The sequence below is a fragment of the Streptomyces sp. NPDC046887 genome, from assembly GCF_040644755.1.
GTDB lineage: Bacteria > Actinomycetota > Actinomycetes > Streptomycetales > Streptomycetaceae > Streptomyces > Streptomyces lichenis.
Map to the genome: position 1 here is coordinate 131,143 of NZ_JBEYXH010000007.1, position 12,750 is coordinate 143,892.

General features: G+C 74.5%; 12 protein-coding genes. 6 read left to right on the forward strand and 6 right to left on the reverse strand.

Going from position 1 to position 12,750, the window contains the following annotated elements:
* The first annotated feature begins 23 nt into the window (after window positions 1-23).
* A complete protein-coding gene (locus ABZ945_RS10060; protein ID WP_361266588.1) occupies window positions 24-1,073 on the forward strand; it encodes an LLM class flavin-dependent oxidoreductase in 1,050 nt (349 codons plus the stop codon).
* 344 nt (window positions 1,074-1,417) lie between these two features.
* On the opposite strand, the gene ABZ945_RS10065 is transcribed toward ABZ945_RS10060, so the two are convergent.
* On the reverse strand, window positions 1,418-1,810 hold the full coding sequence (locus tag ABZ945_RS10065) for an SCO5389 family protein (protein WP_361266590.1): 393 nt from the start codon (window positions 1,808-1,810) through the stop codon (window positions 1,418-1,420).
* A 216-nt stretch (window positions 1,811-2,026) separates the two neighbouring features.
* Between ABZ945_RS10065 and nucS the strand changes: the two genes are divergently transcribed.
* Window positions 2,027-2,689 carry an endonuclease NucS gene (gene nucS / locus ABZ945_RS10070; protein WP_248632697.1) on the forward strand — a complete coding sequence of 221 codons (663 nt, stop codon included), beginning with the start codon at window positions 2,027-2,029 and terminating at the stop codon, window positions 2,687-2,689.
* A 154-nt stretch (window positions 2,690-2,843) separates the two neighbouring features.
* Here nucS and ABZ945_RS10075 read toward each other — a convergent pair whose 3' ends face one another.
* The 4 genes from ABZ945_RS10075 to ABZ945_RS10090 form a co-directional block, all read right to left on the reverse strand.
* Window positions 2,844-5,735, reverse strand: a complete 2,892-nt coding sequence (locus ABZ945_RS10075) for an ATP-binding protein (RefSeq protein ID WP_361266592.1) — start codon at window positions 5,733-5,735, stop codon at window positions 2,844-2,846.
* A gap of 272 nt (window positions 5,736-6,007) precedes the next feature.
* Entirely contained in the window at window positions 6,008-6,331 is a 324-nt protein-coding gene (locus tag ABZ945_RS10080) for an STAS domain-containing protein (protein ID WP_361266761.1), read from the reverse strand.
* Window positions 6,332-6,699: 368 nt separating this feature from the next.
* On the reverse strand, window positions 6,700-7,548 hold the full coding sequence (locus ABZ945_RS10085; RefSeq protein ID WP_361266594.1) for a 3-hydroxyacyl-CoA dehydrogenase family protein: 849 nt from the start codon (window positions 7,546-7,548) through the stop codon (window positions 6,700-6,702).
* 158 nt (window positions 7,549-7,706) lie between these two features.
* A complete protein-coding gene (locus tag ABZ945_RS10090; RefSeq protein WP_361266596.1) occupies window positions 7,707-8,351 on the reverse strand; it encodes a TetR/AcrR family transcriptional regulator in 645 nt (214 codons plus the stop codon).
* 127 nt (window positions 8,352-8,478) lie between these two features.
* On the opposite strand from ABZ945_RS10090, the gene ABZ945_RS10095 reads away from it, so the two are divergent.
* Genes ABZ945_RS10095 through ABZ945_RS10105 form a run of 3 tightly spaced genes read left to right on the forward strand, consistent with a single transcriptional unit; the run spans window position 8,479 to window position 10,637 of the window.
* Window positions 8,479-9,261: an ATP-binding cassette domain-containing protein gene (locus ABZ945_RS10095; protein ID WP_361266598.1), complete on the forward strand. Its 783-nt coding sequence runs from the start codon at window positions 8,479-8,481 to the stop codon at window positions 9,259-9,261.
* A gap of 28 nt (window positions 9,262-9,289) precedes the next feature.
* Window positions 9,290-10,039, forward strand: a complete 750-nt coding sequence (locus ABZ945_RS10100; protein ID WP_361266600.1) for an ABC transporter permease — start codon at window positions 9,290-9,292, stop codon at window positions 10,037-10,039.
* Window positions 10,040-10,064: 25 nt separating this feature from the next.
* Window positions 10,065-10,637 carry a cob(I)yrinic acid a,c-diamide adenosyltransferase gene (locus ABZ945_RS10105; RefSeq protein WP_361266602.1) on the forward strand — a complete coding sequence of 191 codons (573 nt, stop codon included), beginning with the start codon at window positions 10,065-10,067 and terminating at the stop codon, window positions 10,635-10,637.
* 110 nt (window positions 10,638-10,747) lie between these two features.
* Here the strand turns inward: ABZ945_RS10105 and ABZ945_RS10110 are convergent, their stop codons facing one another.
* Window positions 10,748-11,329, reverse strand: coding sequence for a hypothetical protein (locus ABZ945_RS10110; protein ID WP_361266604.1), 582 nt, complete (start codon window positions 11,327-11,329; stop codon window positions 10,748-10,750).
* Window positions 11,330-11,519: 190 nt separating this feature from the next.
* Here ABZ945_RS10110 and ABZ945_RS10115 point away from each other — a divergent pair, with 190 nt between their 5' ends.
* Entirely contained in the window at window positions 11,520-12,734 is a 1,215-nt protein-coding gene (locus ABZ945_RS10115; protein WP_361266763.1) for a histidine kinase, read from the forward strand.
* Window positions 12,735-12,750 lie beyond the last annotated feature (16 nt).

Genomic DNA, 12,750 nt, shown 5'->3' on the forward strand with positions numbered 1-12,750 from the left:
GCCGGTCAAGGAGGCAGTTGGCGATGCGCGTGGGGACTTTCGTACTGGCGGCCCAGTTTCCCGGCCAGGGGCAGGGCGAGACGCTGCACCGGGCGGTGCGGTCCGCCGAGGTGGCCGAGGAGGCGGGGCTGGACTCGGTCTGGCTGGCCGAGCACCACTTCGTGCCGTACGGGGTGTGCCCCTCCGCGGTCACGCTCGCCGCACTGCTGCTCGGGCGGACCCGCCGGATCGGGGTGGGCACGGCGGTGAGCGTGCTGCCGACGGCGCATCCAGTGGCCCTGGCCGAGCAGGCCGCGCTGCTCCATCTGACCTCCGGCGGCCGGTTCACGCTCGGGGTGGGGCGCGGCGGGCCCTGGGTGGACCTGGAGGTCTTCGGCGCCGGTCTGGACGCCTACGAGCAGGGCTTCCCCGAGTCGCTGGACCTGCTGCTGCGCTGGCTGCGCGAGCCGCGGGTGTCCGCCGACGGTCCCCGTTACCGCTTCCGCGAGGTCGCCGTGGTCCCCCGCCCGGACGAACTGCTGGACCCGTCGGGGCGGACCGCGTCCGCCGGGCCGGAGGCGATCGTGGCCTGCACCTCACCGGCGTCCGTACGGCTGGCCGCCGAGCGCGGGCTGCCGATGCTGCTGGGGATGCACTGCGGCGACGAGGACAAGGCCGCCATGACCGCGCTCTGGCGGCAGGAGGCGCTGGCCGCCGGGCACGGCCCCGAGGAGGTGGCGCGGACCGCCGCCCGCCATGTGTCGGCGGGCGTGGCCCAGCTGGCCGACCGCACCCAGGACGCGGCGGAGACGCTGCTGAAGGCGCTGCCCGGCTGGCTGAAGCAGGGCCTGGACGCGCATGTCACGATCGACGGGCGGCAGCGGGCCATGCGCGACCCGGTGGCGTACACCGAGCTGCTGTGCCGGCTGCACCCGGTGGGCACCCCGGAGCTGGCGGCCGACCGGCTGTCGGCGACCGCCGAGCGGACCGGCGTCACCCGGTTCGCGCTGCTGGTGGAGGGCTCCGGAGACCTGGCGGCCACCGAGGAGAACGTACGGCGGCTGGGCGCCGAGGTACTGCCCCGGCTCGGCTGACCGAGGCCGGGGCGGGGCCGGGGTGGGGCCGGGGCCCGCACCACTCCGCGTTCGGGGCGCGGGCCGCACCGCCGTCAGCCGCCCGTACCGCCGGCCACCGCCCGTACCGCCTCCGTCCGCCCGTACCGCCGGCGTCCGCCCGTCTCAGCGGCGACCGCCCTCACTCCGGCACCGCGCCCTCGCTCCGGCACCGTCCTCGCCCCGCCCGGCGAGTACGGCACCGGCTGTGCGGCGCCCCGGTCGGTGGCCACCGCGCTCGGGCCGGCGTCCCGGCCTTGGTGACCGCGTGGACCGGGCGCGGCGCCCGGTGCCCGCCCCGTGGCGCGGGGCGGCGGCACGGTAGGTCAGCAGTCGCGCAGTTCCGGGGACTGGTTCAGCAGCTGGCCCCGTATCGACGTGAAGCGGGCCAGCCGCTCGTCGGCCGAGGAGTCCAGCGGGAACACCGCGACGCGGTGGCAGTTCTGGAAGGCCAGCCGCACACCGAAGTGCCGTTGCAGCGCCCCCCGGATCGCATCACTCGCCAGCGCGCGCAGCAGCTGGCCGCGCGCCTGCTCGTCCGGCGGAGGCGTCTGGTTGTCGGCGAACGCACCGCCGTCCACCTTCAGCTGGGCCACCAGGTTGCTGATCATCTGCCAGGCGAAGGGCAGGGAGGTCCGGACGCAGTCGACGAAAGCGGCTTCGTCGACCTCGCCTCGCTCGGCCTGTTCCAACAGCGCCGGTGAGACGTCGAGCGACATGGGTTCTCCTCTCGGACCCCTGGGACGGGGGTCTTACGGGCAGGGAAGAAGGCACCCGCCGTTACACGCAGCGTGTACGCGCGGCAACCTCCTGTCTCCACGGTAAGCGCGCTGTCCGGACCGCACCAGGCGAACGGGGCCACAACCGGCCACGGAGGAAGGGGATTTCAGGGCCGAATCGCGCATGGCCAGGTCCGTCGAGTAGCGTTGCCGACCATGCGTCTCGTCATTGCCCGCTGCTCCGTGGACTACGCGGGCCGGCTCACCGCCCACCTGCCCTCCGCACCCCGTCTGATCCTGGTCAAGGCGGACGGCAGCGTGTCGATCCATGCCGACGACCGGGCGTACAAACCGCTCAACTGGATGTCGCCGCCGTGCACCCTCAAGGAGGGCGACGGCAGTGTGTGGACGGTCGTCAACAAGGCGGGCGAGAAACTGATCATCACGATGGAGGAGATCCTCCACGACTCCTCGCACGAACTGGGCGTCGATCCCGGGCTGGTGAAGGACGGCGTGGAAGCGCACCTCCAGGAACTGCTCGCCGACAGGATCGAGACACTGGGCGACGGTTACACGCTGATCCGCCGCGAGTACCCCACCGCCATCGGGCCGGTGGACATCCTCTGCCGGGACGGCGGCGGCGCCACCGTGGCGGTGGAGATCAAGCGGCGCGGCGAGATCGACGGCGTGGAGCAGCTGACCCGCTATCTGGAGCTGCTCAACCGCGACCCGCACCTCGCGCCGGTCCGGGGCGTGTTCGCCGCGCAGGAGATCAAGCCGCAGGCCCGGGTGCTGGCGACGGACCGCGGCATCGGCTGCGTGGTGCTGGACTACGACGGGCTGCGCGGCATCGAGGACGACAAGCTCAAGCTCTTCTAGTACCCACGGGCATGAGTACGGCCCCGGGGCGCCGCGTTGGCGCGTCCCGGGGCCGTAGCCGTCTTCTCGGGGCCCTCCTGCGGGCCCGTTGCCGTCTCTCGGGCCCGTCGGGCCCGTAACCGTCCCTCGGACCCTCAGGTCCCCGCAGTCGGCCCTAGTCGGCCGAGGCGCTGCCGCCCGCGCCGCCGGCCGCCTGGGAGCCTCCGGCGTCGCCGGAGCCGCCGGAGGAGGAGCCCGCGCCGCCCTGGGCGCCGCCCACCGGGTCGGTGCCACCGGTCGGGTCGGTGCCCCCGGTGGGGTCCGTACCGCCGGTCGGGTCGGTGCCTCCGGTCGGGTCCGTGCCTCCGGTGGGGTCCGTGCCCCCGGTCGGATCGGTACCGCCGGTGGGGTCCGTGCCCCCGGTCGGGTCGGTGCCGCCCGTGGGGTCGGTGCCGCCGGTCGGGTCGGTGCCGCCCGTGGGGTCGGTGCCGCCGGTCGGGTCGGTGCCACCGGTGGGGTCCGTACCGCCGGTGGGGCCGCTGGTGGTCGGGCCGGGGCTGCCGGTGGACGGGTCGGTGCCGTCCGGGGAGCTGGGCTTGTCCGACGGGGTGGGCGACTCGGTCGTGCCGTCGTCCTCGCCGGGCCCGGAGGTCGCCCCGGAACCGCCCGAACCGCCCGAGGTGGCGGCGCCTCCGCCGGTGGTGCCGGGCAGTCGGCCGCCCGGGTCGCGGGTCGAGCCCTCGGCGGGCTCGTCGGTGCCCGGGCCGCCGTCGCCGGTGTCCCTGGGGGTGGACCGCTCGGTGATGACCTGCCCGGGGTCCCCCTTGCCGTTGCCGGAGGTGGCGCCCAGGGTGACCACCGTGCCGAGGACGGCGACCAGCAGGGCGCCGGCGCCGACCGCGGCCAGATTGCGCCGGGCGCCGCTCAGCAGGGTGCGCCGCACCCGGGAGCCGCGGCCGGCCGGGCCGGACACCATGGTGGGGGCGCTCACCGACCAGCCGGGCGAGATGGCGGCCGACCGGCTCGCGGGCAGACCGAGCGGTGTGCCGACCGGGGTGTCGTACCCGGGCGCCGGACCCGGCGGCGGGGTCTTGGAGAGCCCCGGCAGATACGGCAGTCCGGTCGCGGCCGGTACGCCGCCGGCCGGTGAGGCCGGGCCCTCCTGGCGGGGCGGGACCAGCGCGAGCGGCGCGGGCTCCTCGCCGGGGCGGGCGCGTTCGCAGTCGGCGACCAGGGCGAGGGCGCGCCGGCCGGCCACCGCGCCGCGCTTGTCGGCGAGCGCCCCGCGCATGGAGGTGGACGCCTCCAGCTCGGCGCGGGCCCGGTCCAGATTGCCGGCGCAGAGCGCGATGATCCCCAACTCATGGTGGATGTAAGCCTCTTCGGCGACCTCACCGGCGATCCGGGCGGCCTCGGAGCCGGCTCGCAGGGCACGCTCCCAGGCGCCCCAGTGCAGGGCCGCGGCGAAGGCGGGCGCGGCACTGCGGGCGAGCAGCACCACCGAACTGGCGTGCCCGGCCTCGGTGCTCGGCAGCAGCGCGGTCATCGCGGCGAGTACGGAGTCGGCCTCGGCGGCGACGCGCTCGGGGCTGACCGAGGGGTGGCCAGTCCACCAGGCGTAGTGCTGGGCGGCGCTGTGCGCGCGGGCGTCGGCGCCCTCGCCGTAGCCGTCGGCGGTGAGCTGGGTGAGCACCCCGGCGGCCAGCCGGTAGCGGGGGCCGGCCGGGCTGAGCAGTCCGCAGCGCAGCAGTTCGCCGAGCGCGGCGTCCGCATGGGTGTCACCGACCAGCGCGGGCAGATGCGCGGGGTGCGGCACCTCGCCGCCGAGCGCGACGGCGAAGCGCAGGGTCTCCCGGGCGGCCCCGCTCAGCCGGGAGGCGAGCAGCGGGGCGGGGGCGGCGCCGTCGCCGAGCGAGGGCAGCGGAGCCGCGTGGGTGTCGGCGAAGACATCGTCCTCGTCGTACTGGGCGAGCGCGTCATCGGGGTCGGCGGTCGCGGGGCTGAGGTCGTCGCGCTGCCGCAGCAGGGCGGCGGCCTGGACGAACCGCAGCGGCAACCCCTCGGACTCGAACCAGAGGTCGCCGGTCCAGTTGGCCTCGTCCTCGGTGAGCGGCCGGTCCACGGCGCGCCGGACCAGCTCCACGGCGGCGTCCCGGTCAAGGCCGGGCAGCGGCACCTCGTCCACCCAGGCGCCCTCGGAGGGCTGCACGGTGCCGGTGAGCGCGGCGCACAGGAAGACGCTCTCGGGTACGGCGTCCAGCAGCTCGTCCAGCGCGGCGCCGCCGAACTCCAGGTCGTCCACGACGATGACGGCGTCCAGCCCGGTGAGGGCGGCGGTCAGCCCCTCGCGGTCGGGGCGGTGCCCGGGGGCGTGCAGCACGGCCGCGTGCAGCTCGTACAGCACCTCGGCGGGGGTGCGGCCCACTCCACTGAGCCGGATGACGCCGTCCTCGGCGAGCTCGGCGCAGTCGGCGGCCACCGCGTCGAGCAGCGCGGTGCGCCCGGAGCCGGCCGGGCCGGTGACCAGGGCGGAGCGGTCGCGGGCGAGCAGCCGCAGCAGCCGTTCCCGCTCCTCCTCGCGGCGCAGCAGGGGCAACGGCGCGGCGGCGGGGCTGGCGGGCACCGGCGGGCCGCCGGCGCGGGTGTGCTCGGCACGCTCCTCGGTGGTGCGGCGGCGCGCCTCCTCGGGCTTCCGGCCGGGCGGGCAGTGCTCTATCTCGCTGCCGTCCACCGGGTTGACGGTGAGCAGGAAGCCGCCGGAGACCAGCTGGGTGGTGCGGACCCGGCCGACCACCGAACCGGCCGCGGCGAGCGGGGAGGGGGCGGCCGCCTCGTCCCGCGGTTCGGGGGCGGGGGCGGGGCGGTCATCGGCCCCGACGGGGCTGCCGGACGCACCGCCGTCGGCGTCCCGGGAGGCGCCGGGCGCCCCGGCGGCGAAGCCGTCGAACGAGCCGACCGCACCGACGGTGCCGTCGACGGATGTCTGGGGGTCGCGGATGCCGCCGGAAGCGGCGTCGCTGGCGTCGGTGCCGAAGTCGTCGTCCGGTCGCCGGTCGATCGGGTCCAAGGTGCAAGCCCCCATGTAGCGCGGTGCGTCGTCAGCCCATCCCGGCCTTCCCGCACGCCCGCTGCCGCTTCCGGTCCGGTGCCCGCGCTGGTTCTCGTTTTGATGGGCGGGCGTCAAATCCGCACCCTAGACGTTAACCCGATGTGATTGAAGAGCCGGGGTGCCCCCGTGCCCACAACGTCACCGTCTTGTGAGCCGGAAGCGGTACGGGCCGGGGCCGCGCGCCGCCGCCGGGGCCGTCCGGCGAACCCCGCCCCCGCGCCGCCGCCGGGTCAGACCCGGGGCAGCGAGTCGGCGGCGAGGCCGCCCTCGATGGCGAGGATGCGGTGCAGCCGGGTGGCCACCAGCAGCCGCTGCATCTGCGGGGGTACGCCGCGCAGCACCAGCCGGCGGCCGCAGCGTCCGGCCCGCCGGTGGGCGCCCATGATGACGCCGAGGCCGGTGGCGTCCCAGGAGTCGAGTCCGGTCAGGTCGAGCACCAGGTCGCCGGCTCCGTCGTCGACGGCCGAGTGCAGGACCGTACGGGCGTCCGCCGCGCTGCGTACGTCGAGGCGGCCCCCGACGACCAGTTCGGCGTGGTCGCCCCTGATGTGCATATGCGCTCCCGGTGAGTGCTGCGTCTGCGTCGTCACGTTTCCGCCGTCATCCCTGCGCTGTTGTCCGCCCGCCGCCGTGCCGGCGTGCGCCCGACGGGCCGGTGGAACGGCGGGATCGGCGTCATCTCTTCGTGTCCTCGTGGTCCTGTCTTTCTATGCACCAACTGACTGTCCGACAGGCACAGTCGTTGCGCCTTGTAAGCGAACCGATACCGAATTCACCCGAGGGGGTGATGGACGGGCGCTCCGCACCGGAGGAAACCGCCGGGAATCGCCGGGAACCACCGAAACGGTCAGGAACCGTGGCGACGGCCCCCGGCCGGTGTGCGCGCCCGGACCCGCCCGGCGCGCACGGTGCCGGTACGCGCTCAGTGCTTGTAGAAGCCCTGCCCGCTCTTGCGGCCGATGTCACCGGCGTCCACCATCCGGCGCATCAGCTCCGGCGGGGCGAACTTCTCGTCCTGGGACTCGGTGTAGATGTTGCCGGTGGCGTGCAGCAGGATGTCCACACCGGTCAGGTCGGCGGTGGCCAGCGGCCCCATGGCGTGGCCGAAGCCCAGCTTGCAGGCGGTGTCGATGTCCTCGGCGGTGGCCACGCCCGACTCGTAGAGCTTCGCCGCCTCGACGACCAGCGCGGAGATCAGCCGGGTGGTGACGAAGCCGGCCACATCGCGGTTGACCACGATGCAGGTCTTGCCCACGGACTCGGCGAACTCGCGGGCGGTGGCGAGGGTTTCGTCGCTGGTCTTGTAGCCGCGGACCAGTTCGCAGAGCTGCATCATCGGCACCGGCGAGAAGAAGTGGGTGCCGACCACGCGGTCCGGGCGCTCGGTCACCGCCGCGATCTTGGTGATCGGGATGGCGGAGGTGTTGGAGGCGAGGACGGCCTCCTCGCGGACGATCTTGTCGAGGGTGCGGAAGATCTCGTGCTTGACCTCCAGCTTCTCGAAGACCGCCTCCACCACCAGGTCGGCGTCGGCGGCCGCGTCCAGGTCGGTGGTGGTGGTGATACGGGCCAGGGCGGCCTCGGCGTCGGCGGCGTCCAGCTTGCCCTTGGCCACGAACCGGTCGTAGGACGCCTTGATGCCGTCGGTCCCGCGGGTCAGCGCGGCGTCGGTGACATCGCGCAGCACCACGTCCCAGCCCGCCTGGGCGGAGACCTGCGCGATTCCGGAGCCCATGAGTCCGGCACCGATGACGGCGAGCTTCCTGGCCACGTTTCTTCCCCTTAACGCCCGTTTGCTTGTCTGCTTCTACGTGCTCTACCTGCTCTCCGGCGGAGGCTATCGGGCCCGGGCGGGCCTGTGGCGGCGAAGAGATACGCGTCACGTCTCATCTGACGGACATCACACCGTGACGGTGCGTCATGACCGTTTCAGGGGCGCCGTACCGCGTATCCGAGCACCCTCGGGGCGAGCAGTTCCTCGATCTCGTCCAGCAGGACGAGGGCGTCCCGGGAGACCTCGGCGGGGTCGCGGCGCTCCAGCATCCGGGCGGAGATCCAGCCCATGACGGTGGTCTGCACCCAGTGCAGCTGGCCCGCGACCAGTTCGGGCAGCAGCGGGCCGTCCTCCTCGGCGGCCTCCGCGCGCACCGCCCGGACCAGGGCGTCCAGGCTCTCTTCCCTGATCCCGCCGAGCCGGGCGCGCAGGGTAGGGGCCTCGCTGACCACCTTCATGAAGTCGGCGTAGCCGGCGAACAACCCGACGGCCGGTGAGCAGCCCTCCACGGCCTCGCGCAGCTCCCGCAGCAGGGCCTGGGCGGCGGACTCCCCGGCGCGCCGGCCGCGCACCCAGCGGGCGGGCCGGTCGACGGTGTCCTCGGTCCGGTCCAGGAAGAGGTCCTCCTTGGCCGGGAAGTAGTTGTAGACGGTGTTGACCGAGACATCGGCGACCCGGGCGATCTCCCCGATGGTCACCGCGTCGAAGCCCCGCTGGAGGAACAGCAGGGTGGCCGTGTCGGAGATGTGCTGCCTGGTCTGCCGCTTCTTGCGCTCCCTCAGTCCCTCGGTCGCCGCCATGGCCTTCCGCTCCCTCGCCCGTCCTCGCCCGTCCGTCCGCTCCACCACCGCCCTCATCGTATCTTCCTGGCCTCACCCAAAAAATAGAGTCATTGCAAATTTAAAGCGACTCTGCTTCTCTACCGCCATGCCCATCATCGAGACAGCCGGCCTGGCCCACACCTTCGCCACCCCCGGCGGCCCCGTGCCGGCCGTGCGCTCCATCGACCTCACCGTCCGCCCGGGCGAGATCCTGGGCTTCCTCGGCCCCAACGGCGCGGGCAAGACCACCACCCTGCGGATGCTCACCACGCTTCTCGCGCCGACCGGCGGCACCGCCACCGTGGCCGGCCGCGATCTGCTGCGGGATCCGGCCGGGGTACGGGAGCGGATCGGCTACGTGGCCCAGAGCGGCGGGCTCGACCCGGCGCTGACCGTCCGCGAAGAGCTGACCACCCAGGGCAGGCTGTACCGCCTGCCCAAGGCCGAGGCGGCCGCCCGCGCCGAGGAGCTGGCCGCCGAACTCGGCCTCACCGCACTGCTGGAGCGCCCCTGCGCGGCGCTCTCCGGCGGGCAGCGGCGGCGGCTGGACATCGCCATGGCGCTCCCGCACCGGCCCCAGGTGCTCTTCCTGGACGAGCCCACCACCGGGCTCGACCCCGGCAGCCGGGCCGACCTGTGGGAGCTGGTGCGGCGGCTGCGCGACGAGCACGGCACCACGGTGGTGCTGACCACCCACTACCTGGACGAGGCGGACGCGCTCGCCGACCGGCTGGTGGTGATCGACCACGGCCGGGTGGTCGCGGAGGGTGCGCCGATCGTCCTCAAGGAGCGGTACGCCGGTTCCGCGGCCGCCTCGCTCCAGGACGCCTTCCTCGCCCTCACCGGCCGCCGCCCCGCCCCGGCCGCCCCCACCCCCGCCACCGTCTGACCGCCCGCCCCCCTTTCGGAGGTTCTCCGTGCTGCTGCACGACACCGCACTGGTCTTCTCGCGCTACGCCCGCCAGACCCTGCGCTCACGGTTCCAGACGCTCTTCGGCGTGCTGATGCCTCTGCTCTACCTCCTCTTCTTCGGGCCGCTGCTCACCGGTCTGCCGCTGGGCGGGGCGGGCGACTCCTGGCAGGTGCTGGTCCCCGGACTGCTGCTCCAACTGGCGCTCTTCGGGGCTTCGTTCGCCGGATTCGCGATCATCGTGGAGAAGAGCACCGGGGTGGTGGAGCGGATGCGGGTGACCCCGGTCAGCCGGCTCGCCCTGCTGCTGGGGCGGGTGCTGCGGGACGGGGCGGTCTTCGTCCTCCAGGCGGTGCTGCTGGTGCTGGTGGCGGTCGCGATGGGGCTGCGCGCACCACTGGCCGGCGTACTGATCGGCTTCGCCTTCACCGGGGTGCTCACGGTGGCCCTGGCCTCCCTCTCGTACGCGCTGGCGCTGCGGGTGGCCACGCCGCACGAGTTCGGCCCGGTGGTCAACGCCACGACCATGCCGCTGATGCTGCTCTCCGGGCTGATGCTGCCGATGGCGCTGGCGCCCGGCTGGCTGGACCTGCTCTCCCGGCTGACACCGCTGCGGTACCTGGTGGACGCGATGCGCGCCGCGTACGTCGGGGACTACACCGGTCCCGCGATGCTCTGGGGCCTGCTGGCCGCCGCCGCGCTCACGATCGCCGGGCTGACCATCGGCACCCGGGTCTTCCGCCGGGCGGCTCGATAGCCGGGCGGCTCAGTAGGCTGGCCGCATGGTCAATCTGACGCGCATCTACACCCGTACCGGCGATAAGGGCACCACGGCGCTCGGTGACATGAGCCGCACCGCCAAGACCGACCGGCGGATCGCCGCGTACGCCGACGCCAACGAGGCCAACGCGGCGATCGGCACCGCCATCGCCCTGGGCGCCCTGGCCGAGGACGTGGTCAAGGTCCTGGTCCGGGTGCAGAACGACCTGTTCGACGTGGGCGCGGACCTGTCGACGCCGGTGGTGGAGAACCCGCAGTACCCGCCGCTGCGGGTGGAGCAGTCCTACGTCGACAAGCTGGAGGCGGACTGCGACCGCTATCTGGAGGAGCTGGAGAAGCTGCGCTCCTTCATCCTCCCCGGCGGCACCCCGGGCGCGGCCCTGCTGCACCAGGCCTGCACCGTGGTCCGCCGCGCCGAGCGCTCCACCTGGGCCGCGTTGGAGGAGCACGGCGACTCGATGAACGCCCTCACCGCCACCTACCTCAACCGCCTCTCCGACCTCCTCTTCATCCTCGCCCGCACCGCCAACAAGGAGGTCGGGGACGTCCTCTGGGTCCCGGGCGGCGAACGCTGAGGTACGCCGGCGGGGCGGCGGCCTGAGCGGAGAGGCGCGCCGGGCTACCGGCGCCGAGGTACACGGCCGGGCGCGGCCCCCGTACCGCTCTCCGCAACGGCCCCCGGCCGTCACCGCAGCCGGGCGTCCACCGGCTCCGGCTCGGGCTTCGGTTCCCGGGCCGGGGCCTTTCTGGGCCAGAGGGCGTAGGAGAGGGCGATCAGGCCGTGGATGCCGGCTGCCCGCCAGGCGGTGTGCATCCAGCTGTACAGGGAGGTCGTGCGGGCGGGGTCGTCCACGTAGAGGATGGCCAGCCAGAGCAGGGCGGTGGCGACCGCCGCCGCGGTGAGGGTGCCGAGCCAGACGCGGCCCTCGTGGGCGGCGCGGGCCAGGCCGTAGCGGGGCGGGCCGGGCGGCTTGGGGGCGCCGGCGAAGCGGTGGGCGGCGTGGCCGTCGAGCCACTTCACGGTGCGGTGGCCATGGCCCGCGGTGTAGCCGATGTAGAGCGCGGCGATGCCGTGCTTGGCGCTGGGGTCGGCCCCGTTCTTCAGGTCCACCGCGGTCGCCACCAGCAGCACCACCTCCAGCAGCGGTTCGCAGAGCAGCAGCGCGGCGCCGGTGCGGGGCATCCGCAGCAGGTAGCGAGCGCCGAGCCCGGCGGCCAGCAGCACCCAGAAGCCGACCTCGCAGACGATGATGAGGGTGACGATCACGGCGGGTCTCCTTTCCCGGTTCCTCCAGCCTGGCGGGGCGGTGCGGCCGGATCGTCGTCGGCGGTGAGGAGATCGCACTGCATCCTTCGACGGAGGGGGGTGGGGTGGCGGCTCGGCCGGGGCGGGGACGCCGGGGCGGGTGGGCGGCGTGTTGGATGGGGGTGTGAGAGTTTCCCCGGGGGGCCTGCGGCTGCTGCCACCCCGTCCGCACCGCGACGATGTGCTGCTGGGCGGCGGCGGGCTGGCGGTCGGGCTGCTGCTGTGGTCCCTGGGGCTGTACTCCGGCGGCCCCACCGAGTACCGGCCGCTGACGGCCGGGTGGCTGGTGCTGGTGCCGCTGGTGGCGATGTCCGCGCTGGCACTGGTACGGCGCAGCCGGCCGCGGTTCGCCCTGGCCGGCGGCACGCTCGCGGTGGTCCTGGACGCCTGCACCCGGGGCAATCTGGCCACCGTCATCCTCTTCGCCGACCTGGTGTACGCGGCCGTGGTGTACGGGCCGCCGGCCACCGCGCGCCGGCTGCCGGTCTCCATGGCGATGGTCGCCGCCGCCCTGACCATCGGCTATGTGGCCTGGTACCAGCAGGCCCTGGCGCTGCTGGCGGGGCTGGTCACCGCGCTGATCACCTTCGTCCCGGCGATCAGCGGGGCGGTGGTGCGCAACCATCGGGAGGCCGCCGAGGCGGCGCGGCTGCGGGCCGAGCAGACCGCGCTGCTGGCCGAGATGGACCGGGTCCAGGCGGTCACCGCCGAACGGGCCCGGATGGCCCGGGAGCTGCACGATGTGGTGGCCGGCCATCTCTCCGCGATCGCCATCCACTCCACCGCCGCCCAGTCGCTGGACGACGAGCGCACCACCCGGGAGGCGCTCGGGGTGATCCGGGAGAACAGCGTGGCGGGGCTGGCGGAGATGCGCCGGCTGATCGGTCTGCTGCGGGACGGCGGCGGGGAGGGCGAGCAGCCCGCGGCGGCGCCCACGCTGGCCGGGCTGGAGGCGCTGGTGCGGCAGGCCGGGGCGAACGGGGCGGCGGGCGGTCTGACCATACGGCTGGACCATCAGCCGGTGCCGGGGCTGCGGCTGCCCGCGCCGGTGGAGCTGGCCGCGTACCGCATCGTCCAGGAGTCGCTGACCAACGCCCTCAAGCACGCCGGGCCCGGGGAGGTGGTGGTCTCGCTGGCCGCCTCGGACCGGGGGCTGGTGGTGGAGGTGGTCAGCCCGCGCGGGGAGCGGCCGGGGCCGCGCGCGCCGGGGTCGGGCGCCGGGCTGATCGGGATGCGCGAGCGGGTCGCGCTGCTGGACGGGGTGTTCGAGGCGGGCCCGGTGGAGGATCCGGGGAGCGGGTCGGAGACGTGGCGGGTACGGGCGGAGCTGCCCGTCGCCGAGGAGGACAGGGAGCCGGAGGCGTGAGTACGGAGGAGTGGGG

Coding starts and splice junctions, on each gene's coding strand:
- ABZ945_RS10060 (WP_361266588.1), top strand. CDS start 24: ATGCGCGTGGGGACTTTCGTACTGGCGGCCCAGTTTCCCGGCCAGGGG.
- ABZ945_RS10065 (WP_361266590.1), bottom strand. CDS start 1,810: ATGTCGCTCGACGTCTCACCGGCGCTGTTGGAACAGGCCGAGCGAGGC.
- nucS (WP_248632697.1), top strand. CDS start 2,027: ATGCGTCTCGTCATTGCCCGCTGCTCCGTGGACTACGCGGGCCGGCTC.
- ABZ945_RS10080 (WP_361266761.1), bottom strand. CDS start 6,331: ATGCACATCAGGGGCGACCACGCCGAACTGGTCGTCGGGGGCCGCCTC.
- ABZ945_RS10090 (WP_361266596.1), bottom strand. CDS start 8,351: ATGGCGGCGACCGAGGGACTGAGGGAGCGCAAGAAGCGGCAGACCAGG.
- ABZ945_RS10095 (WP_361266598.1), top strand. CDS start 8,479: ATGCCCATCATCGAGACAGCCGGCCTGGCCCACACCTTCGCCACCCCC.
- ABZ945_RS10105 (WP_361266602.1), top strand. CDS start 10,065: ATGGTCAATCTGACGCGCATCTACACCCGTACCGGCGATAAGGGCACC.